Source organism: Streptomyces sp. NPDC104307 (assembly GCF_055584045.1).
The window spans coordinates 165,592-186,687 of record NZ_JBVJMU010000007.1; the positions used below are offsets into that span (position 1 = coordinate 165,592).

Annotated in this window: 18 protein-coding genes and 1 tRNA gene; 11 read left to right on the forward strand and 8 right to left on the reverse strand. The window is 71.6% G+C overall.

Annotated features, from left to right (window positions below):
- The first annotated feature begins 84 nt into the window (after positions 1-84).
- The 3 genes from ACZ601_RS20315 to ACZ601_RS20325 all read left to right on the forward strand — a co-directional run bounded on the left by ACZ601_RS20315 (position 85) and on the right by ACZ601_RS20325 (position 1,396).
- Positions 85-157 (forward strand) — tRNA-Arg (locus ACZ601_RS20315).
- Positions 158-456: 299 nt separating this feature from the next.
- Positions 457-978: a signal protein gene (locus tag ACZ601_RS20320; RefSeq protein ID WP_469539796.1), complete on the forward strand. Its 522-nt coding sequence runs from the start codon at positions 457-459 to the stop codon at positions 976-978.
- A 127-nt stretch (positions 979-1,105) separates the two neighbouring features.
- Positions 1,106-1,396 (forward strand): hypothetical protein, encoded by a 291-nt coding sequence (locus ACZ601_RS20325; RefSeq protein WP_469539798.1) that lies wholly within the window; start codon positions 1,106-1,108, stop codon positions 1,394-1,396.
- A 9-nt stretch (positions 1,397-1,405) separates the two neighbouring features.
- On the opposite strand, the gene ACZ601_RS20330 is transcribed toward ACZ601_RS20325, so the two are convergent.
- Positions 1,406-2,605, reverse strand: coding sequence for an NAD(P)/FAD-dependent oxidoreductase (locus tag ACZ601_RS20330; RefSeq protein WP_469539801.1), 1,200 nt, complete (start codon positions 2,603-2,605; stop codon positions 1,406-1,408).
- 104 nt (positions 2,606-2,709) lie between these two features.
- Positions 2,710-3,657, reverse strand: a complete 948-nt coding sequence (locus ACZ601_RS20335; RefSeq protein WP_469539802.1) for an RNA polymerase sigma-70 factor — start codon at positions 3,655-3,657, stop codon at positions 2,710-2,712.
- 93 nt (positions 3,658-3,750) lie between these two features.
- Between ACZ601_RS20335 and ACZ601_RS20340 the strand changes: the two genes are divergently transcribed.
- From ACZ601_RS20340 to ACZ601_RS20365, 6 genes are all read left to right on the forward strand, one after another.
- Complete coding sequence (locus ACZ601_RS20340) at positions 3,751-4,677, forward strand: DUF2797 domain-containing protein (protein WP_469539805.1); 927 nt, start codon at positions 3,751-3,753, stop codon at positions 4,675-4,677.
- A 30-nt stretch (positions 4,678-4,707) separates the two neighbouring features.
- The gene (locus ACZ601_RS20345) at positions 4,708-5,595 is read left to right on the forward strand and encodes an amidohydrolase family protein (RefSeq protein WP_469539808.1); all 888 of its coding nucleotides are present in this window, start codon (positions 4,708-4,710) and stop codon (positions 5,593-5,595) included.
- A 122-nt stretch (positions 5,596-5,717) separates the two neighbouring features.
- Positions 5,718-6,458, forward strand: coding sequence for a response regulator transcription factor (locus ACZ601_RS20350; RefSeq protein ID WP_311304338.1), 741 nt, complete (start codon positions 5,718-5,720; stop codon positions 6,456-6,458).
- On the forward strand, positions 6,451-8,043 hold the full coding sequence (locus tag ACZ601_RS20355; protein WP_469539812.1) for a sensor histidine kinase: 1,593 nt from the start codon (positions 6,451-6,453) through the stop codon (positions 8,041-8,043). Before ACZ601_RS20350 ends, ACZ601_RS20355 begins: the two co-directional genes overlap by 8 nt.
- A gap of 26 nt (positions 8,044-8,069) precedes the next feature.
- Positions 8,070-9,446: a bifunctional glycosyltransferase family 2/GtrA family protein gene (locus ACZ601_RS20360; protein ID WP_469539816.1), complete on the forward strand. Its 1,377-nt coding sequence runs from the start codon at positions 8,070-8,072 to the stop codon at positions 9,444-9,446.
- On the forward strand, positions 9,443-11,641 hold the full coding sequence (locus ACZ601_RS20365) for a glycosyltransferase family 39 protein (protein ID WP_469539819.1): 2,199 nt from the start codon (positions 9,443-9,445) through the stop codon (positions 11,639-11,641). Before ACZ601_RS20360 ends, ACZ601_RS20365 begins: the two co-directional genes overlap by 4 nt.
- 3 nt (positions 11,642-11,644) lie before the next feature.
- Here the strand turns inward: ACZ601_RS20365 and ACZ601_RS20370 are convergent, their stop codons facing one another.
- Positions 11,645-12,508, reverse strand: a complete 864-nt coding sequence (locus tag ACZ601_RS20370; RefSeq protein ID WP_469539821.1) for an endonuclease/exonuclease/phosphatase family protein — start codon at positions 12,506-12,508, stop codon at positions 11,645-11,647.
- 169 nt (positions 12,509-12,677) lie between these two features.
- Between ACZ601_RS20370 and ACZ601_RS20375 the strand changes: the two genes are divergently transcribed.
- Positions 12,678-14,201, forward strand: a complete 1,524-nt coding sequence (locus ACZ601_RS20375; RefSeq protein ID WP_469539824.1) for an MFS transporter — start codon at positions 12,678-12,680, stop codon at positions 14,199-14,201.
- A 104-nt stretch (positions 14,202-14,305) separates the two neighbouring features.
- Positions 14,306-15,091, forward strand: coding sequence for a TetR/AcrR family transcriptional regulator (locus ACZ601_RS20380; protein ID WP_469539827.1), 786 nt, complete (start codon positions 14,306-14,308; stop codon positions 15,089-15,091).
- Here ACZ601_RS20380 and ACZ601_RS20385 read toward each other — a convergent pair.
- From ACZ601_RS20385 to ACZ601_RS20405, 5 genes are all read right to left on the reverse strand, one after another.
- Positions 15,085-16,017 carry an NAD(P)-dependent oxidoreductase gene (locus ACZ601_RS20385; protein ID WP_469539830.1) on the reverse strand — a complete coding sequence of 311 codons (933 nt, stop codon included), beginning with the start codon at positions 16,015-16,017 and terminating at the stop codon, positions 15,085-15,087. The two genes, ACZ601_RS20380 and ACZ601_RS20385, sit on opposite strands and share 7 nt — an antisense overlap.
- An 85-nt stretch (positions 16,018-16,102) precedes the next feature.
- Entirely contained in the window at positions 16,103-16,573 is a 471-nt protein-coding gene (locus ACZ601_RS20390; RefSeq protein ID WP_073736400.1) for a PPOX class F420-dependent oxidoreductase, read from the reverse strand.
- A 26-nt stretch (positions 16,574-16,599) separates the two neighbouring features.
- Positions 16,600-17,418: a YceI family protein gene (locus ACZ601_RS20395; protein ID WP_440579447.1), complete on the reverse strand. Its 819-nt coding sequence runs from the start codon at positions 17,416-17,418 to the stop codon at positions 16,600-16,602.
- Positions 17,419-17,622: 204 nt separating this feature from the next.
- Entirely contained in the window at positions 17,623-20,055 is a 2,433-nt protein-coding gene (locus tag ACZ601_RS20400; RefSeq protein WP_469540078.1) for an MFS transporter, read from the reverse strand.
- A 101-nt stretch (positions 20,056-20,156) separates the two neighbouring features.
- A complete protein-coding gene (locus ACZ601_RS20405) occupies positions 20,157-20,678 on the reverse strand; it encodes a MarR family winged helix-turn-helix transcriptional regulator (protein ID WP_469539835.1) in 522 nt (173 codons plus the stop codon).
- Between the last annotated feature and the right edge of the window lie 418 nt (positions 20,679-21,096).

The window sequence follows — 21,096 nt, forward strand, 5'->3', positions numbered from 1 at the left end:
CGGCTAATGGATTTCGCGTGACGCCGCAGGTCATGTAATGTTGTTCTCGCAACGCCGACGGGGCACAAAAGCCCAGGACGCCAAGCACTCGTAGCTTAACGGATAGAGCATCTGACTACGGATCAGAAGGTTGCAGGTTCGAATCCTGCCGAGTGCACAACGCCAGAGGCCCCCAGGAGAAATCCTGGGGGCCTCTGGCGTTGTGCGTACAGCAGCGAAGTACAGCAACGGGATCGAACCCGCCTGGTTCCATACCCCCGTGGATAAGGTGTCCGCTCATGTCGCGTCGGCTGTGATGCCGGGGCGGTGCGTACGCCTGGAGGGGGCCATATGTGGTTGAGGGTCGGGGTAGCGGGCCTGACGGCTGTAGTGCTGGTGGCGATGGCGGGGTGTGGGACACGGTCGGCCCGGGGCTCGGGTGGCACGGAGGGACCGGCGTCGAGGAGCACCGCGCCGGTGACGGAGAACGGGAACATTCCTTCCGCAGAGCTACAGGGCCGATGGTGGACATGGGCTGCCTCGGAGCCCGAGGCGACCAGTCCTGTCGCTGACGCGGACGGGCGCGTGTGCGGACGGAATCAACCGCCCGACGTGTGGTTTCTGGCCGGCACTCTTGGCGGTCGGGTTGTACGCGCGTGCGAAATTCCCAACGGTCGTCCGATCGCTGTGCCTGTGGTCAATCTTGTCGGAGACCACCAGGGCTGTGCGGCCTTCATGAAGGGCGCGCAAGGGACTGTGGCGCTCGACGGTAAGCCGGTGAAACCGGAGGCTTACATAGATGACTCGATCATGGTGGAAGGGGTTCAGGGCAACCAGGTCACCGGGGAGGAAGGTCGCTTCACGGGTACGGGGTGCGGCCTTTGGGTGCAGCTGCCTCCCCTGGCTCCCGGCGCACACTCACTGAAAATCCACGGTCGGTCGGACGACTTCTACGTCGACGTGGACTACGCGTTGACCGTCGGCGCCTCATCGGTCTGAGGGAACTGTGGGGAGGCCGTTCAGTTGCGCTCGGCCGCCGCGACGGGCCCCGGGCTGGTGCTTGCCGCCCTGGAGAACCTCGGCGAGAGGATCCGTACAACGCGACGACAGAGACGAGGAAGAGCCCGTGAAGAGAGTGAAGAGACAGGCCCCGCGCAGCGCTACGGCTTTGTACGCGATAGCCGCGACCTGCGCCGCCATAGGCGCTCTGCTGTGGTTGCGAAGCCGGACCAGCACGGGGCTCACGCTCTCCAGCGTCTCCATGTACGGATCCTCCATGGACGCCGACAGCCACAGCCCCTCGGCCTGGCGGGTGTGGTCACCCGTAGTGCCCGAGGAGCGTCTTGGTCTCTATCTCCTGGCGGCCGCGCTGGTAATGGCTCTGGTCGCGCGGCTGGTCGCCGTTTGGCGCGAATGACGCCGCGCGTCAGGCCTCGGCGTTGACGGCCGGGGGTTCCTGGGTGCTCGCCCGGACGACCGGGCGGCGGCGGGTCGGCATGCCAAAGGTCGGGTTGGCGACGCCCCAGGCCGCGCCCTTGCAGACCAGTTCCTTGTAGAGGGCGGCGAGCCGTCCTGTCAGGGCCGCCCGGACCGAGCGGTCGTCGGCGGTGACGTACTGGATCACGCCCTCCTTGCGGCCCAGCGAGACGCACTGGTTGAAGTAGCGGAGCGGTGTGTGCGGGGGCTTCGTGCCCGTCAGGCGGGACGCGATGCCGTCGGCGGCCTGCCAGGCCATGGGGATGCCCGAGGCGCAGGACATGCGTAGGGGCTTGTCGTTGGGGCCCATTGCCAGGGCCGCGTCGCCCACGGCGTACACGTCCGGGTGGGAGACTGAGCGCATGGCTCCGTCGACCACGATCCGGCCGGTGGCGGTGACTTCCAGGGCGGTGGCCTTCGCGATCGGGTGGACGGCGAAGCCGGTGGTCCACACGGTGACCTCGGCCGGGATGGACGTGCCGTCGGCGGTGGTGACGTGGTCGGGCCCGACGCCCGTGACGGCGGTGTTCTCGTGCACCGTGATGCCGAGCTTGCCGACCACGTGGCGCAGGTGCCGGCGGCCCTTGGGCGAGAGCCAGTCGCCCAGCGCGCCCCGGGCGGCGAGGGCGACGTCGAGGTCCGGGCGGGCCTCGGCGATCTCGGTCGCCGCCTCCAGCCCGGTGAGGCCGCCGCCGACGACGACCACGGGCCGGCCGGGTTCCAGTCGGGCCAGCCGTTCGCGCAGCCGGAGTGCGCCGGGGCGGCCGGCGATCTCGTGGGCGTGCTCGGCGGTGCCGGGGACGCCGTGGGGGTCCCAGCCGCTGCCGAGGGCGTACACGAGGGTGTCGTAGGGCAGTTCCCCCCGCGCGCCGGCCGCGTCCGTGACGGCGACCGTCCTGCGGTCGACGTCGATGCCGGTGACCTTCGCGAGCCTCGGCTCGACCCCGGTCCCGGCGAACATCTCGCTGAAGGGCCGGGACCGGAGGTCCTGGCCGGTCGCCAGCTGGTGCATCCTGACCCGCTCGACGAAGTCGGGCTCGGCGTTGACGAGGGTGATGGAGACGTCTTCGCGGCGCAGCCGCCTGGCGAGGCGACCGGCGGCGGTGGCTCCGGCGTATCCGGCTCCGAGGACGATGATTCGGTGCTGCATTTCGCTGCTCCTGTCTGGCGCGGGCCCGAGCGCGGGTTCGCCCCTTGAACCGGGCAGACCGTCGTTTCCTGACAGGGGTGAAGTGTGATCGGGGTCACATGAGGCTAGAAGGCGGTGAACAGGGGGTTTCCGTGGTCGCCGGTGGCCGCCCAGTGCCGGGTCGCGCGTTCGAGCTTGTCGGGGTTGACCTGGTTGAGGATCGCGGTGATGCCCTCTGTGGTGATCTCCAGGCACATGATCCCGACGATCCGGCCCTCGAAGACCGCCACGATGGCGGGGGCGCCGTTGGCGGTCGTGACGTGGACGTCGGGCGAGCCGCCGACCAGGGCGCGCTTGGCCTTGCCGGGTTTGAACAGTCCCCGCATGAACGTGGCGACCGCCACGGCACCCTCGAACGCCTTGGCGCGGGCCGGGACCTTTCCGCCGCCGTCACCGACGGAGACGGCGTCCTCGGTGAGCAGCCGCACGAGCGGCTCGGTCCGGCCGCTGGTGGCGGCGGCGAGGAACTCCCCGACGATCCGGCGGGCGGTCGCCTCGTCGACCTCGGAGCGGGTCCTGCCGTCCGCGACGTGCTTCTTGGCACGGTGCAGGATCTGCTGGCAGGAGGCTTCGGTGAGGTCCAGGATCTCCGCGATCTCACGGTGCCGGTAGCCGAAGGCCTCCCGGAGCACGTACACGGCCCGCTCGTTGGGGGAGAGGCGTTCCATGAGGACGAGCACCGCGTACGAGACCGATTCGCGCTGTTCCGCGCTGGCGGCGGGGCCGAGCATCGTGTCCCCGGCGAGCAGGGGTTCGGGCAGCCACTGGCCCACGTAGGTCTCGCGCCGGGCGCGGGCCGAGGTGAGCTGGTTGAGGCACAGGTTGGTGAGGACCTTCGTCAGCCAGGCCTCGGGGACCTCGATACGGCCGACATCGGCGGCCTGCCAGCGCAGGAACGTGTCCTGCACGGCGTCCTCGGCCTCGCTCGCGGAACCGAGGAGGCGGTAGGCGATGGCCTCCAGGCGAGACCTTGAGGCCTCGAACCGCTCGACGTCGTTCGCGCTCAGGGGCATGGCCGAATCCTAGTCCCGCGCCCGTTGTCGGTGTCCGGTGTCGGTGTCCGGTGTGAGCGCCCGTTGTCAGTGTCCGGTCGTAGGGTTTCCCGCATGGAATGGCAGTGCACCGGGCTTCGGTGGCCGGAGGAGCGGGGTGGTCCCGTGCTCGGGTGGCGGAAGGGGCGCGAGGTCCGGGGGAGCGTGCTGGCGTACGGGAGCGCGTTCGGGTTCCGCGCCGAGGGGGTACGGGGCTGCGCCGGGGCGCGGGGGAACGTGTGTCCGGTGGCGGCCGTGGTGCCGGCGCGGAGCACCGGGGGCCGGTGTCCCGAGTGCGGGCGGCTGGACCGGGCGCATTCGGTGGCGGCCGACACGATCCCCGATGACCCGCGCACCTACCGCGTGTACCTGGCCTGGTCCGGGCCCGGGATGGTGAAGGTGGGGATCACCGCGGAGGAGCGCGGCGCGGCCCGGCTGCGGGAGCAGGGGGCGGTGGTCTTCAGCTGGCTGGGGCGCGGTCCGCTGATGGCGGCGCGCCGGGCGGAGGAGCTGCTGCGGGCCGCGCTCGGGGTACCGGACCGGATTCCGTACGCCCGGAAGCGGGCGGTGCGGGCGCGGCTCCCGGGGGCGGAGGAGCGGGCCGGTGAGGTGGCCGAGCTGTACGGGCGGGCCGTGGCGCTCGACGGGGGCGGCTGGCCGGAGGCGCTGGAGCGGCTGCCGTTCGAGGCCGTCGACCATGCGGGGATCTTCGGGATCGTCGAGTCGGGTGCGTCGGGTGCGTCGGGTGCGTCGGGTGCGTCGGGTGCGTCGGGCGGGGTGGTGCGGGTGGTGACCGGGCTGGTGGGCGGAGGCGCGGTCGCGGGGCGGCTGGTCGCGGCGGCCGGGCCGGATCTGCACCTGGAGACCGGCGCGGACGGTGTCGTCGTGCTGGACACCCGGCTGATGACCGGCTGGGCGCTGGCGGCGGCCAGCCCGGAGGCCGGGGTGAGTGTGCCGACCGCCGGCATCGGGGGCACTGTCTCGCAGGACGGGCTGTTCTGAGATCGTCGGGGGCGATCCGAGGAGGAATGCATGGCGGAGCGTATGGCTGACGAACGCGACGACGTGGTGCGGTTCCGGGAGCGGCTCGGGCTGCCCGGACTCATCGACGTCCACACGCACTTCATGCCGGAACAGGTGCTGCGCAAGGTCTGGGCCTACTTCGACGCCGTCGGTCCGCTGACCGGGATGGAGTGGCCGATCACCTACCGGCAGGACGAGGACGAACGGCTCGCGCTGCTGCGCTCGTTCGGCGTGCTCCGGTTCACCTCGATGCTCTACCCGCACAAGGCGGGCATGGCGGCCTGGCTGAACGGCTGGGCGGCCGGGTTCGCGGAGCGGGTGCCCGACTGTCTGCACACCGCCACGTTCTTCCCGGAGGAGGGCGTGGAGACGTACGTGACGCAGGCCCTCGAAGGGGGCGCGCGGGTCTTCAAGTCGCACCTCCAGGTCGGTGCGTACGACCCGAACGATCCGCTGCTGGACCCCGTGTGGGGGCTGCTCGCGGAGGCGGGCGTCCCGGTCGTCATGCACTGCGGGTCCGGGCCCGCCCCGGGGAAGCACACCGGGCCGGAACCGGTCGGCCGGCTGCTCGCCAGGCATCCCCGGCTGCCGCTGATCGTGGCGCACATGGGGATGCCGGAGTACGCGGAGTTCCTGGCGCTCGCCGAGGCGTACCCGGGGGTGCGGCTCGACACGACGATGGCGTTCACCGATTTCACCGAGGCCTTCACCCCGTTCCCGGCCGCGGAACGGGGGCGGCTGGCGGCGCTCGGGGACCGGATCCTGCTGGGGACGGACTTCCCGAACATCCCGTACCCGTACGCCCACCAGCTGCACGCCCTGGAGCGGCTGGAGCTCGGGGACGACTGGCTGCGGGCGGTCTGCCACGACAACGCGAAGGCGCTGTTCGACTGCTGAGGCGGCGTGCGAACACGTGAGCCCGTCGCCGGGGCGGCGCGCTCACACGTTCGCGCGTCTTTCTCAGGGAATTCACAGAATCGGAAAAGAACTCTCTCAGGGGCGTCTCACAGGGTGGGGCCATGACGACGACGACCTCGCCCCAGGGGCGTACCGAACTGCTCAGGCCGGACCACAGCCCCGTCCGGGTGCTGGTCGTGGACGACGAGGCACCGCTCGCCGAGCTGCTCTCCATGGCGTTGCGCTACGAGGGCTGGGAGGTGCGCAGCGCCGGGGACGGTGCCGGTGCCGTGCGTACCGCCCGTGACTTCCGGCCCGACGCGGTGGTCCTCGATGTGATGCTGCCCGACACGGACGGGCTCTCCGTCCTCGGCAGGCTGCGCCGGGAGCTCTCGGACGTACCGGTGCTGTTCCTGACCGCGCGGGACTCCGTCGAGGACCGGATCGCCGGGCTCACGGCCGGCGGCGACGACTACGTCACGAAGCCGTTCAGCCTGGAGGAGGTCGTGGCCCGGCTGCGCGGGCTGATCCGGCGCTCCGGTACGGCGGCGGTGCGCAGCGAGTCGACGCTCGCCGTCGGGGACCTGCTGCTGGACGAGGACAGCCATGAGGTGAGCCGGGGCGGTGCCAACATCCACCTCACGGCGACCGAGTTCGAGCTGCTGCGCTTCCTGATGCGCAATCCGCGCCGGGTGCTGAGCAAGGCGCAGATCCTGGACCGGGTCTGGAACTACGACTTCGGCGGCCAGGCCAACGTCGTCGAGCTGTACATCTCCTACCTGCGCAAGAAGATCGACGCGGGCCGGACGCCGATGATCCACACCCGGCGCGGGGCGGGGTATCTCATCAAGCCCGGTGAGTAGTCGTACGGGCCGGCGGTGGACGCTGCGGACCCGGCTCGTCGTCTCCGCGGTGTCGCTGATCGCGGTCGTCGCGGCCGTCATCGGCTCGGTCACCGCCATCGCCTTCCACAGCTACATGTACGGGAAGCTCGACGACCAGCTGCGCGATATCGCGGTCCGGGCCGAGCACCTGCCGGGGGCGCCCGTCCCCGGTGGGCTCAAGGACAAGCAGCCGCTCGGCTTCATAGGGGGCGGGGGCCAGCCGCTCAAGACGTTCGGCGCGGTCCTCACGGACGGTGCCGTCACCTCCTCCCTGGTCGTGCAGGCGGGCCGGCCGGAGGCGCAGCCGAGCAACGAGCCGCTGACCGGCGCCCAGAGGGACGTCCTGGAGTCGGCCGGGGTCCGCGCGGACCGGCACGCGCACGATGTCGAGCTGCCCGGACTCGGCGGCTACCGGGTGGAGGCCGTCCCCATGAGCGACGGCACGACCGTGCTCGTCGGCATCCCCACCGCAGAGGTGAGCAAGGCGCTCAGCACCCTGATCCTCGTCGAGGTCTGCGTGACCGCGGCCGGGCTCATCGCCGCCGGGATCGCGGGCGCCGCCATGGTCACGGTCGCCCTGCGCCCGCTGCGCCGGGTGGCCGCCACCGCGACCCGGGTCTCCGAGATACCGCTGCACAGCGGCGAGGTCGCCCTGTTCGAGCGGGTCCCGGGGGCGGAGGCCGATCCGCGTACCGAGGTCGGGCAGGTCGGCGCGGCGCTCAACCGGATGCTGGGCCATGTCGGTTCGGCCCTGGACGCGCGGCAGAAGAGCGAGATGCGGGTCCGCCAGTTCGTCGCGGACGCCAGCCACGAGCTGCGCACCCCGCTCGCCTCGATCCGCGGATACGCGGAACTGACCCGGCGTGGCCGGGAGGACGCCGGACCCGACACCCGGCACGCGCTGGGCCGGATCGAGTCGGAGGCGGAACGCATGACGGGCATGGTGGAGGATCTGCTGCTGCTCGCCCGGCTGGACGCCGGACGGCCGCTCAGTTACGAGAGCACTGATCTGTCACCGCTCGTCATAGACGCGGTGAGCGATGCCCGGGTCGCGGGGCCGTCCGGTTCCCCGGACGGGCCGGGGCCCGCTCACCAGCCCACCCACCAGTCCACCCACCACTGGCGCCTGGATCTGCCGGAGACGCCGGCCGCCGTCCGGGCCGATCCGACCAGGATCCAGCAGGTGCTGGTCAACCTGCTGGCCAACGCCCGTACGCACACCCCGCCGGGGACCACGGTCACCGCCCGGGTGCGCGCCGGGGCCGGCCGCCCGTGGGTCACGCTGGAGGTCCAGGACAACGGGCCCGGGATCCCGGCGCGGTTGCTGCCGCACGTCTTCGAACGGTTCGCGCGCGGGGACGCCTCGCGCTCCCGGCACGCCGGGTCCACCGGACTCGGCCTCGCCATCGTGCAGGCGGTGGTGGCCGCGCACGACGGTGTCGTCGAGGTGCGTTCGGTGCCGGGTGACACGGTCTTCGCCGTCCACCTGCCGGCGGACCCGGTCCGGACAGCCGCGAACCCGTTCCACTCACAGCGGGACCACAGGCTCAGCACACAGGCGTGACAGGGCGGTTGGCGAGTGTCGGTGTCATGCGAACCGACACTCCCTGGAGCGCCCTGCCGGCCCGGGACCACCTCCTGGCGGCCCAGGCCGATGCGGCGGGTGCCCCCGTCCTCGATGTGGTGGTACCCGTCTACAACGAGGAGAAGGACCTCGAACCGTGCGTGCTGCGGCTGCACGACCATCTCGCGCGCACCTTCCCGTACGCCTTCCGGATCACCGTCGCGGACAACGCGAGCACCGACCGGACGCCGGAGGTGGCGCGGCGGCTCGCGCGGACGCTTCCCGGGGTGCGCTCCCACCGGCTGGAGGAGAAGGGGCGGGGGCGGGCCCTGCGGACCGTCTGGTCGCACTCCGACGCGCCGGTCCTCGCCTATATGGACGTGGACCTCTCCACCGACCTGAACGCGCTGCTCCCGCTGGTCGCGCCGCTGATCTCCGGCCACTCGGACCTGGCCATCGGCTCGCGTCTCGCCCGTAGTTCGCGGGTGGTGCGGGGGACGAAGCGGGAGTTCATCTCGCGGGCGTACAACATCATCCTGCGCTCGTCGCTCGCCGCCCGGTTCAGCGACGCGCAGTGCGGGTTCAAGGCCATCCGCCGCGAGGTCGCGCAGCGGCTGCTGCCGATGGTGGAGGACACCGGCTGGTTCTTCGACACGGAGCTGCTGGTGCTCGCGGAGCGGGCCGGGCTGCGCATCCACGAGGTGCCGGTCGACTGGGTGGACGACCCCGACTCGACCGTACACATCGTGCGGACCGCGACCGAGGACCTGAAGGGCGTCTGGCGCGTCGGGCGGGCCCTGGCCGTCGGCGCGCTGCCGCTGGACCGGCTGGCCCGGCCCTTCGGTGACGATCCGCGTGACCGGGGGATCGGCGGGGTGCCGCGTGGACTGGCCCGGCAGCTGGTCGGGTTCTGTGTCGTGGGGGCCCTCTCGACGCTCTTCTACCTCGCCCTGTACTCGCTCTTCCGGCTGGGCGTCGGGCCGCAGTTGGCCAACGGCGGCGCGCTGCTGGTCTCCGCCGTCGCCAATACGTCGGCCAACCGGAGGCTCACCTTCGGCGTACGCGGCCGGGGCGGGGCCGTACGCCACCAGGCGCAGGGGCTCGTGGTCTTCGCCATCGGTCTCGCCCTGACCAGCGGCTCGCTGGCGGCCCTGGGCGCGGCCTCCGGATCGCCGTCCCACTCCACCGAACTCGCCGTGCTGATCGCGGCCAACCTCGCGGCGACCGTCCTGCGCTTCCTGCTCTTCCGCGCCTGGGTCTTCCCGGACCGCGACCGCGACCGGGGTGCTGACGCGGACGGCCCGGCGCACGCCCCAGCGCCCCGCCCGTCCGCAGAGCCGGCCGACGCCACCCACGCCGAGCCCGCCGACGACACCCACCACGAACTGAGGAACGCCCGATGACCACGCTCGACCACCTCCCGGCACCGCCCCGGGGCGCGACCGGACACGCGCGCTCCGCCCGCTCACTCCCGCAGCGCGTGTGGCGGGGGCGGCCCGAGGACCCCCGGTGGGCGCGGCCGGCCTTCCTCGGCATGCTGCTGGCCATCACGGCGGCCTACCTGTGGAACCTCAGCGCCTCCGGCTACGCCAACTCCTTCTACTCCGCCGCCGCGCAGGCCGGCAGCCAGAGCTGGAAGGCCTTCTTCTTCGGCTCGCTGGACTCGGCCAACGCCATCACCGTCGACAAGCCCCCGGCGACCCTCTGGCCGATGGCCCTGTCGGTGCGGGTGTTCGGCCTCGGCTCCTGGGCGATCCTGTTCCCGCAGGTGCTGATGGGCGTCGCGACGGCCGGGGTGCTGTACGCCTCCGTACGGCGCCGCTTCAGCGCCGCCGCCGGGCTGATCACCATGGCGGTGTTCGCGCTGACGCCCGTCGCCGCACTGATGTTCCGCTTCAACAACCCGGACGCGCTGCTCGCGCTGCTGATGACCGTGACCGTCTACTGCGTGCTGCGCGCGATGGAGGACGGCCGCACCAAGTGGCTGGTGTGGGCGGGTGTCGCGGTCGGTCTGGCGTTCCTGTCCAAGACGCTCCAGGCGTTCCTGATCCTGCCGCCGCTGGCGGTGCTGTACGCGGTGTTCGCACCGGTCTCCGTACGCAGGAGGTTCGGCCAACTGGGGCTCTCGGCGCTGTCGATGCTGGTCGCGGGCGGCTGGTGGGTGGCGATCGTCGAGCTGTGGCCCGCCTCCTCCCGCCCGTACATCGGTGGCTCGCAGAACAACTCGTTCCTTGAGCTGACCTTCGGCTACAACGGGCTCGGCCGGATCAACGGCGACGAGACCGGCAGCGTCGGCGGCGGGGGCGGTCCCGGTGGCGGCGCGGGCGGTCAGTGGGGCGAGACCGGGATCGGCCGGATGTTCAACTCCGAGATCGGCAGCCAGATCTCCTGGCTGCTGCCCGCCGCGCTGATCCTGCTGGTCGCGGGCGTCTGGCTGACCTGGCGGGCGAAGAGGACGGACCCGGTCCGGGCGGCCTTCCTCGCCTGGGGCAGCTCGCTGCTGATGACGGCGGGCGTGTTCAGCTTCATGGCCGGGATCTTCCACCAGTACTACACGGTGGCCCTGGTCCCCTACATCGCGGCGCTGATCGGCATGGGCGTCTCGGTCCTGTGGGAGGAGCGGTCCCGCTGGTGGGCGGGGGCCGCGCTCGCGCTGACGGTGGCGGTGACGGCGTGGTGGGCGTACGTGCTGCTGGGGCGGACCCCGGACTACCTGCCGTGGCTGCGCACGACGGTCCTGGCCGCCGGGCTGCTGGGCGCGGTGGGCCTGCTGCTCGCGGCCCGGCTGGGGCGTCAACTGGCGCTCGCCGCTGTGGGGCTCGGGTTCGCCGCCTCGTTGGCCGGGCCGGTCGCGTACACCCTGAACACGCTGAACACCGGGCACCAGGGCTCGATCGTGACGGCCGGCCCGTCCGCCGGCGGGATGGGCGGATTCGGCGGCGGCGGCCGGGGCGGACCGGGCGGCGGCATGCGGCCCCCGACCGGCAACCAACAGGGCGCGGGTACGGGCATGGGCATGCCGCCCACGGGTGGTCAGCAGGGCCAACCCCAGCCCGGCACCTCGCAACAGGGCCAGCAACAGGGCCGGCAGCAGGGCGGGCAGCAAGGTCAGCAGCCCGGCGGCATGCCCGGTATGCCCGGCGCGGGGGAACGATTCCGCGGAGCCGGAGGCCGTGGCGGTGGCGGCGGCATGGGCGGGCTGCTCAACGGCGCGTCCGTCGACGCGGCGGCCAAGAAGCTGCTGACGGCGAACGCCGACGACTACACCTGGAGCGCCGCGGCCATCGGCTCGCAGAACGCCGCCAGCTACCAGCTCGCCACCGGCGACCCGGTGATGGCGATCGGCGGGTTCAACGGCAGCGACCCGTCCCCGACGCTCTCCCAGTTCAAGAAGTACGTCGAGGACGGCCGCGTCCACTACTTCATCTCCAGTGGAGAAGGCGGCGAAGGTGGCGGTGGCGGCATGGGTGGAATGGGCGGCAGCAGCGGTACCTCGTCGAAGATCTCCACCTGGGTGGAGGCCAACTTCAAGAAGGTCACGGCGGGCAGCGCCACCTTCTACGACCTGACCCGGCCGGAGACCAAGAGCGGCGACTGAGGCTCAGCGCCGCAGCAGCAGGTCCGCGACGACGGGGCGGTGGTCGGAGGCGAGGGTCTCCGCCACCGCCGCGTCGCGCACCCGCACGGTGTCCTTGGACACCGCCACGTAGTCGATCCGCTGCACCGGGTCCTCGGCCGGGAAGGTCGGGGCGCCCGGTTCGATGTCCGTCAGCTCCTCCCACAGCGGGGCCAGCTCCGGAGCGGCCGGGGCCGCGTTGAAGTCGCCGAGCAGGATCTGCCGCACCGGACCCCGCCCCTCCTTCCGGTCCTCGGCCATGATCCGGCGGGTATCGGCCACCTGGGCGATCCGTACGGACGGGTCGCCTCGGTAGTCGAGGTGCGTCGCGTAGACGTGCACGGGCAGCCCCTTCACCCGCAGCACCACCTCACCGAAGCCGGGCCCGGGGGCCGGTACCGGGTTCGGGTCCTGGGTGGAGAGCCGGGTGATGTCGTGGTTCTCGGCGCCGACGACGCGGTACCGGGACAGCACCGCGACCCCGAACTCGCGGCGCGGCGCCCCGGGCGTCGCCGGATCGAGGCTGTAGATCGGGGCGAACGAGACCCGCATGCCGAGCCGCCGGCCCAGCTCGCCCGCCAGGTCCCGCCACTCGCTGCGCGCGTCCCAGTGGACGTCGACCTCCTGGAGCCCGATGACGTCGGCGTGCAACGAGCGGAGCTCGGCCACCTGCCGGTCGAGATCGAATACGTTGTCCATGCCCGCACCCGCGTGGATGTTGTACGTGGCGACACGCAGGGGTACAGAGCGCTCCGGGCCGTGCCCGGCAGCCGTCGCCGGGGGCGCGAGCGCCGCTCCCAACAGGCCTGCGGCAACCAGGACTTCCACCGTACGACGACGCAGTGACATACCACTCCAGCCCTTGTCGGATCAGCGATCGGCACCGTACCGCGGGAAAGTCGGTTGTAGGCGGCGGAAGGGTAGCTATACGGTGTACAACCGCTTCCCTGTACGCCGTATAGCTACCTGACCGAACACCCCTGACCGAACGCCCCTGACCGAACGCCCGGGAGTCCGAATGACGGCGTCCGCCGCCGAGCAGAACCACCTCGCGCAGACGAGCCATCCGCAGCGCTGGCTGATCCTCGGAGTCATCTGCCTCGCCCAGCTGACCGTCGTACTCGACAACACCGTCCTCAACATCGCGATCCCCTCGCTCACCCGCGAACTGGACGCCTCCACCGCCGATGTGCAGTGGATGATCAACGCCTACTCGCTCGTCCAGTCGGGCCTGCTGCTGACCGCCGGGAGTTCGGCCGACCGCTACGGCCGCAAGAAGATGCTGATCGCCGGGCTGGCGCTCTTCGGTATCGGCTCATTGGTGGCCGGGCTCGCCCAGACCTCCGCACAACTGATCGCCGCACGGGCCGGGATGGGCATCGGCGGCGCACTCCTGATGACCACCACGCTGGCCGTCGTCGTCCAGATCTTCGACGACACCGAGCGGGTGAAGGCGATCGGCGTCTGGTCGACCGTCGGTTCGCTCGGATTCGCGGTCGGCCCGCTGATCGGCGGGGTCATGCTCGACCACTTCTGGTGGGGCGCGATCTTCCTGGTCAACATCCCGGTCGCGGTGCTCGGACTGGTGGCCGTGGCGCGGCTGGTGCCGGAGTCCAGGAGCGGCACCGGGGACCGCCCCGACCTGCTCGGCGCGCTGCTCTCCACCATCGGCATGGCCGCGGTCGTCTACGCGATCATCTCCGGCCCCGGGCACGGCTGGACCTCCGGCCAGGTGCTGCTGACCGCGTTCACCGGGGTCGCCGTCCTCACCGGGTTCGTGCTGTGGGAGCTGCACATCCCGTACCCGATGCTGGACATGCACTTCTTCCGGAACCAGCGGTTCGTCGGCGCGGTCGCGGGCGCGATCCTGGTCGCGTTCGGGATGGGCGGCTCGCTGTTCCTGCTCACCCAGCAGCTCCAGTTCGTGCTCGGCTACGGACCGCTGGAGGCCGGTCTGCGGACGGCCCCGCTGGCGGTGAGCGTCATCGTGCTCAACCTCGCGGGGCTGGGCGCCCGGCTGCTGCCCAGGCTCGGCACGCCCGTCACCATCGCCTCCGGGATGGCGCTGCTCGCCGCCGGTCTGGCCTCGATCGCGCTGCTCGGCGGCAGCGGCTACGGCGGCATGCTGCTCGGCCTGGTCGTGATGGGCGCGGGCATCTCGCTCGCCGCGCCCGCCATGGCCAACGCGATCATGAGCGCGATCCCGCCGGAGAAGGCGGGCGTCGGCGCCGGGGTCAACGGCACCCTCGCCGAATGCGGCAACGGCCTCGGGGTCGCGGTGCTCGGCGCGGTGCTGAACTCCCGGTTCTCCGCGCTCGTCCCGACGGCCGTGGGCGCCGCCTCGCTGCCCGCCGCGCTGGCCGCCGCGAGCGGCGCGGGGGAGCGGCAGCGCATCACGGACGCCTTCGCCTCGGGCCTGGAGGCGAGTCAGCTGACCGGTGCGGTGGCGGTGCTGGTGGGCGGGCTGCTGGCTGCGGTGCTGCTGCGCCGTGCGGAGCGGGGAGAATCGGCGCAGGCTGATACCGCCGCGGCGGCGGCATAGCATCGGGCGAGACGTTGCGGACCGTACGACTCCGGTTTTTGGGCGCGGAGTGGGCATGGGGTACGTATCCGGTTCGTCCCGCCGGCGAGACGAGGGAGTGCGCCATGGTGTCCGCGGCCGATCGCGTGAAGAACCCTGCCAGGACCAGTGTGTGGCTGGACGGCAGGTCACCGGCGCGCACCCGCAAGGCCGACCAGCCGGACGGTCTCGACCGGGAGCGGATCACGGCGGCGTCGGTCCGGCTGCTGGACGCCGAGGGCCTCGCCAAGTTCTCCATGCGCCGCCTCGCCGCCGAGCTGAACGTGACGGCGATGTCCCTCTACTGGTACGTCGACACCAAGGACGACCTGCTGGAGCTGGCCCTGGACTCGGTCTTCGCCGAGATCGCGCCCCCGCCCGCGGACGCCGACTGGCGTGACCGGCTGCGTGAACTGGCCGCCAGCTACCGGAGCATGCTCGTCCGGCACCCCTGGGCCTCCGCGCTGGCCGGGAACTACCTGAACATCGGCCCGCACTCGCTGCTGTTCTCTTACGCCATGCAGGACGCCGTCCGGGCCACCGGGCTGCCCCTCAGGCATCAGACGGGCGCGATGTCGGCGGTCTTCCAGTTCGTGTACGGGTTCGGCACCATCGAGGGCCATGTCGTGCAGCGCTCCGCGGACGCGGGACTCAGCCAGGACGAGTTCTACCGGCAGGCGCTGGGCACGATCCGCACCCAGCCGCAGCTGAAGGAGCTGATGGCGGCCTCGCAGAGCCTGATCGACGCACGCGGCGCCGACACCGTGGAGGAGATGCGCGAGCGCGACTTCACCTTCGCCCTGGATCTGCTGATCGCGGGCATCGAGGCGATGCGCGCACGCGCGGAGCGTTCCTCCGGGTCCGTTCAGTAGCCGCGGGCCGGGTCCACGGCGAGTGCCGGGACGCGGCCCGCCGCGAGGTCGAGGAGGCAGGACGTGAAGTCCGTGACCACGTCCTCGTCGGCCGTGATGCCCGCCGAGTGCGAGGTGACGACCGTACGGGGCAGCCGCCAGCAGGGGTCGTCCGGCGCGGCGGGCTCGTCCGCCAGCACGTCGAGCACCGCCCGCCCCACCGTCCCCGCGTGCAGCGCGGTCTCCAGCGCCGCCAGGTCCACCGTCGCGCCCCGCCCCACGTTGACGAACGAGGCGCCGCCCATCGCCGCGAACCGGTCCGCCCCGAAGTAGCCCTCCGTCGCCCCGGTCAGCGGAAGGGCCGCGATCACCCAGCGGGCGTCCACCGGCTCGTCCGGCCCGGCCACCGCGTCGAAGCCGGGCGGGAGCTCGCGCGGGGTGCGCGCCACGCCCACCGTCCGGATGCCGCAGGCCCGCAGCAGCCCGGCGACGGCCGAGCCGATCCGTCCGGTCCCGTGGATCAACGCGGTCTGCCCGGCCACGAGTTCGGAGGGGATACGGCGCCACTCGGCCCGCCCGTGCAGCGCGGCGAACTCCGGTACCGACTGGCACTCGGCGAGCACCCAGGCCAGCACGTACTGCGCGATCCGCTCGCCCATCCGGCCCACCGTCCGGGTGAGCAGTGCCCCCGGCGGCCACGGCCCGGCGTCCAGCAGGGCGTCGGTACCGGCGTTCACGCTGTGGAGCCAGAGCAGCCCGTCCCCGCGCAGGGGTTCGGGCAGCGTGGCCCCCACGTACACGAAGGGGCCGCCGCCGGTGGCCGGGGCGCGCTCCACGGGACGCCCGGCGGCCCGCGCCAGGGCCTCCACCGCGGCGTCGGCCACCTCGGGCCCGGCCAGCAGCCGGGCACGGGCCAGCTCGTCGGGCCGGGGCGGAGGAACAGTCACGGGATCAGGCCTCCGGGACGGAGCGGGGCGGTGGTCACGGGATCAGGCCTCCGGGACGAAACGGGGCGGAGGAACAGTCACGGGATCAGGCCTCCGGGGCGAGATGCGCAGGGAAGCCGCCCGTGGCGACCGGGCTCCACCGCTCGGGAGTGATCCGGATGATGGACTTGCCCTGCTTGACCATCGCCGCCCGGTACTCGTCCCAGTCGGGGTGCTCGCCCGAGATGTTGCGGAAGTACTCGACGAGCGGCTCGACCGAATCCGGTGAGTCGATCACCTCGGCCGAGCCGTCGATCTGTACCCAGGGCCCGTTCCACTCGTCGGACAGCACGATGACGCTCACCCGCTCGTCCCGCTTGGCGTTGCGGGTCTTGGCGCGTTCGGGGTACGTCGAGACGACGATCCGGCCCGCGTCGTCCACGCCGCAGCTGAGCGGGGAGCCCTGGGGGCGGCCGTCGGACCGGGTGGTCAGCAGGATCGCCCGGTGCCGGGGCCGTACGAAGGCCAGCAGTTCGTCGAGTTCCACGGCGGTGTTGGTCGCGATGTTGGATGCCATGGAACAGACCCTACGGCCGGGGGAGGTCAGGCGGCCGGAACGGAATCGCCCTGCACGGCCTGGATGTCGAGCTCCACCCGCAGCGTCGTGCCGATCGCGGAGATGCCGGCCTGGACCACCTGGTTGTAGTTCATGGCGAAGTCCTCGCGGCGCAGCTCGGCCGTCGCCCGGAACGCCGCGCGCACGCCGCCCCACGGGTCGGGGCCGGTGCCGAGGTAGCTCAGGTCGAGGTCGATGGGGCGCGCTACCCCGTGCAGCGCGAGCTCGCCGTGCACGGTCCACCGGTCGGGTCCGGCCGGAGTCAGTCCGCTGGAGCGGTAGGTGATCTCCGGGAACCGGTCCGTGTCGAGGAAGTCCGGGGACCGCAGGTGCTTGTCCCGCATGCCGTTGCCGGTGTCGATGCTGGTCGCGCTGATGACCGCGTCCACCCGGGAGAGCTGCACGTCCTCCGCGATCTCGATCCGGCCGCCGAACTCGGTGAACCGGCCGTGCACGCTGGAGATGCCCAGGTGCTGGGCGACCGCGCCCACGGAGGAGTGCGCCGGGTCCAGCGACCAGACGCCCGGCGGCGGCAGCTCCACCCCGCCCTGGCGGGCCAGTACCACCGTGCCGGCCTCGACCCGGCCGCTCGCCGTGACGAGGGCGGTCGAGGCGGCGGGGGCGTACCCGACCGCCGTCACGATGACCGTGTACGCGCCCGCGGACAGCGGTTCCTCCGCCCGCACGGCCCCGTCCTCGTCGGCGGCGGCCCGCAGCACCTGCGTACCGGTCATGTCGGTGACCGTCACGACCGCGTGCTGGACGGCCCAGCCGTCCCGCGTCCGTACCTGTGCGCGAAGTCCCATCCCGTTTTCTCTCCTTGCCCGTTGCTCAATGGCCCATCCGCTCTGGCTGAACGGGTCACTTCATGAGTCGGGCCCCGGGGCGGGGACGGCAGGCCGTCCCCTGCCTGCCGTCCCCGCCACCGGGGCCCATTTCCACTGGCCCGGACAGCCTCTCCGCTAGAAGCGCCGTCCTGCCAGGGTCTTGCCTGTCCGTACCCGGACTGATTACTCGCCCGGGTGGGCGAGCTCGATGTCGTGGCCGTCGACCCCGTGACCGGCCACGGTCAGGGCGCCCGCCACCGGCGGGTAGCCGGTCGCGATGACCGAGTACTCGCCCGCGTCCAGGTCGGTGAAGGCGTACGCCCCGTCCTCCCCGGTCGTCGAGTTGGCGATCACGTTGCCCGCCGCGTCGATCAGCGTGACGCGGGCGTCCGGCAGCGGCCGCAGAGCAGAGCCGGCCCGCACGACGCCCTGGACCAGCGCACCGGCCCGCAGTGCGGCGTCGACCCGGGTGACACCCTGGCCGCCGACCTCCACGGGCAGCGCCATCGGGCGGAACCCGGCCGCGTTCACCGCGACGGTCACCGAACCGGGGACCAGCTCACCGAAGGTGAACTCGCCGGCCTCGCCGGACTTGCCGGTGGCCAGCACGTCGCCGCGGACATCGGTCACGATGATCATGGCGCCCTCGACCGGCGTACCGCCCTCGGCGGCCCGCACGGTTCCGGCCAGCCCGCTCGTACCGGCGAGCAGGATGTCGTACGAGAGCGGCTCCTCGCCGACGACCACGGTGGACGCCTGCGGCTGGAAGCCGTCGGCGGACGCGATCAGTACGTACGAGCCGGCGCCCGGGGCGTCCAGACCGTAGGAGCCGTCGGCCTGCGCGGCCGAGATGCCCAGCTGCCGGCCGCCCAGCGAGATCAGCGTGACGGCGGCGTGCCCGACGGGCGCGCCCTCGGCGCCGCGCACCACACCGCGTACCGCGGTGCCCTGCACGGTCGCCACCGGAGCGGACTGGAGGGTGTCGACCGAGGTGACCCCGGCCGTTCCCTCGGAGACCTCGGAGACCAGCGCGGCGGAACCGGACGGGACGCCGGCGAGGACCGCCGCGTCGACCGGAGCCGCCTCGACCGGGGCTGCCTCGGCCGGGGCCGGGGCGTCCTTCCCCGCGTTCGTCCGCAGCGCGACCTCCTTGATGAAGATCGTGATCAGGAAGGCGAGCAGTGCGGCCGGAGCCGCGTAGAGGAAGACGTCACCGACGCCGTGTCCGTAGGCGGCCTCGACGACCGTACGGAGCGGCGCGGGGAGCGCGTCCAGGTTGGGGATGCCCCCGCCGCCGGTGCCCATGGACGCGCCCTGGGGACCGAGGTCGGTGAGGCCGTCCTTGACGTAGTGCGTGACGCGGTTCGCCAGCACGGCGCCCAGTGCCGAGACACCGATGGCACCACCGAGGGAACGGAAGAACGTGACGACGGAGCTGGCCGAACCGAGGTCCTTGGGGTCGACCTGGTTCTGGGTGGCGAGCACCAGGTTCTGCATCATCATGCCGATGCCGAGACCCATCACGAACATGAAGATCGCGATGTGCCAGTACGTGGTGTCGTACCGGATCGTGCCGAGCATCCCGAGACCGGCGGTGAGCAGGAAGCCACCGCTGACCAGCCAGACCTTCCAGCGGCCCGTCTTGGTGATGATCTGGCCCGAGAGGGTCGAGGAGAGGAAGAGACCCGTGATCATCGGGATCGTCATCACACCGGACATCGTCGGCGACTTGCCGCGTGCCAACTGGAAGTACTGGCTGAAGAAGACGGTGCCGGCGAACATCCCGATACCGACGAACAGCGACGCCAGCGAGGCGAGCGTGATGGTGCGGTTGCGGAACAGCCGCAGCGGGATGATCGGCTCACTGGCCCGGGACTCGGTGAAGACGAAGAGCAGCGCGAGGACCAGGGAGCCGGCCAGCATCACGCCGGTCTGCCAGGACATCCAGTCGTACTTGTCGCCCGCGAAGGTCACCCAGAGGAGCAGCAGGGAGACGGCGGAGCTGATGAAGAAGGCTCCGGTCCAGTCGACCTTGACCTCGCGCTTGACGACCGGGAGCTTCAGGGTCTTCTGGAGCACGATGAGGGCGATGACCGCGAACGGCACGCCGACGTAGAAGCACCAGCGCCAGCCCATCCAGCTGGTGTCGGTGATGACACCGCCGAGCAGCGGGCCGCCGACGGTGGCGACGGCGAAGACCGCGCCGAGGTAGCCGCTGTAGCGACCGCGCTCGCGCGGGGCGATCATCGCGGCCATCACGATCTGGGCGAGGGCGGAGAGACCGCCGACGCCGATGCCCTGCACGACACGGCAGGCGATCAGCATGCCGCTGCTGGTCGAGAGACCGGCGACGACCGAGCCGAGGACGTAGATGATCAGGGCTATCTGGACCAGCAGCTTCTTGCTGAACAGGTCGGACAGCTTGCCCCACAGGGGGGTGGTCGCCGTCATGGCCAGCAGCGAGGCCGTGACGACCCAGGTGTACGAGCTCTGGCTGCCGCCGAGGTCGGAGATGATCTCCGGCAGGGCGTTGGAGACGACGGTGGACGACAGAATCGCGACGAACATGCCGAGCAGCAGCCCGGTGAGCGCTTCCATGATCTGCCGGTGTGTCATCGGCGTGCCGTCGGAGGAATCGTTCCCTCCGTGCTTGGCGTGGCCGCCCCGCACACCGGTTGGTGTGGTCGTAGCCATTTAAATCCTTGTCTTTGCTTCTGTTACACGGGTGTACGGGTGTACGAGCCGTCGTCGCTGTCGGCCGGCCGGGTGCGGCAGTCGCCGCTGTGCCTTCCGGGGGCGCACCCGCCGGAGCCGCGACAGGAGAAACTGTCGCGCAGCCGGGCCAACAACGTGTTGAGCTGCCCGACCTCTTCGTCGGACCAGTCCTGGAGGTGCTGGGCGAACATTTCGGTGGACCGGCAGTTCAGGTCCGAGAGCACGTCCTCGCCCGCGGGGGTCAGCCGCAGGATCCGGGAACGCTTGTCCGCCGGGTCCGGGGACCGTTCGATCCAGCCGTGCTCCGCTACGTGGGCGACATGCCGGCTGGTAACCGACATATCCACGTCGAGCAGTTCGGCCAGACTGCTGATCCGCATTTCGCCGTGCCGGCTCAGCAGAGCCAGTACGGCTGCGGAGCCCGCAGGGCATTCGGCCGGCAGGATGCGCGCGAGCCCTCGTTTCACGGCGCCGATGGCGCTCAGCTGCCGGGCCAGTTCTTCGTACTGACTCCGCGCTGCCACGGGACCCCCAGACATCATCACACCGGTCATCTTGTTGCTTAGGGCAACCATAGAAGCCGTTGGTTGCTGCAGGCAAACGAAATAGGGCTTGCATAAGTAAAGGAACGCAAAAGGCTCGGTAGGGGTGAAGTCAAAGCCCCAGCGTCTGCGGTGTGTAAGTGGTGGATGTGTCTCCTGCCACACCCGGGGCATCCGTGAGTCGGTCCGGAGTCCGGATTCCCGCCGGACGGGTACGGCTGTGCGGCGATACCGCCCCGCCCGCGCGCGGTGCGTGACCGCCCCTCGCGCGTATATACGGGAGGACGGGCGGGCGGCGGCGGCCGTGATCCCCAAGTGGCTTGAGAGGCAGCGGTGTTGGCCGTCGGATCGGGGGCCCGGACCGATGCGGGGGCGGGGATGGGGGCCTTGCGGTCCGGCG

Excerpts from the sequence above, each read along its gene's own strand:
- ACZ601_RS20330 (WP_469539801.1), bottom strand. The coding sequence starts at position 2,605 with ATGCAGCACCGAATCATCGTCCTCGGAGCCGGATACGCCGGAGCCACC.
- ACZ601_RS20335 (WP_469539802.1), bottom strand. The coding sequence starts at position 3,657 with ATGCCCCTGAGCGCGAACGACGTCGAGCGGTTCGAGGCCTCAAGGTCT.
- ACZ601_RS20340 (WP_469539805.1), top strand. The coding sequence starts at position 3,751 with ATGGAATGGCAGTGCACCGGGCTTCGGTGGCCGGAGGAGCGGGGTGGT.
- ACZ601_RS20345 (WP_469539808.1), top strand. The coding sequence starts at position 4,708 with ATGGCGGAGCGTATGGCTGACGAACGCGACGACGTGGTGCGGTTCCGG.
- ACZ601_RS20350 (WP_311304338.1), top strand. The coding sequence starts at position 5,718 with ATGACGACGACGACCTCGCCCCAGGGGCGTACCGAACTGCTCAGGCCG.
- ACZ601_RS20360 (WP_469539816.1), top strand. The coding sequence starts at position 8,070 with ATGCGAACCGACACTCCCTGGAGCGCCCTGCCGGCCCGGGACCACCTC.
- ACZ601_RS20365 (WP_469539819.1), top strand. The coding sequence starts at position 9,443 with ATGACCACGCTCGACCACCTCCCGGCACCGCCCCGGGGCGCGACCGGA.
- ACZ601_RS20370 (WP_469539821.1), bottom strand. The coding sequence starts at position 12,508 with ATGTCACTGCGTCGTCGTACGGTGGAAGTCCTGGTTGCCGCAGGCCTG.
- ACZ601_RS20375 (WP_469539824.1), top strand. The coding sequence starts at position 12,678 with ATGACGGCGTCCGCCGCCGAGCAGAACCACCTCGCGCAGACGAGCCAT.
- ACZ601_RS20380 (WP_469539827.1), top strand. The coding sequence starts at position 14,306 with ATGGTGTCCGCGGCCGATCGCGTGAAGAACCCTGCCAGGACCAGTGTG.
- ACZ601_RS20390 (WP_073736400.1), bottom strand. The coding sequence starts at position 16,573 with ATGGCATCCAACATCGCGACCAACACCGCCGTGGAACTCGACGAACTG.
- ACZ601_RS20395 (WP_440579447.1), bottom strand. The coding sequence starts at position 17,418 with ATGGGACTTCGCGCACAGGTACGGACGCGGGACGGCTGGGCCGTCCAG.
- ACZ601_RS20400 (WP_469540078.1), bottom strand. The coding sequence starts at position 20,055 with ATGACACACCGGCAGATCATGGAAGCGCTCACCGGGCTGCTGCTCGGC.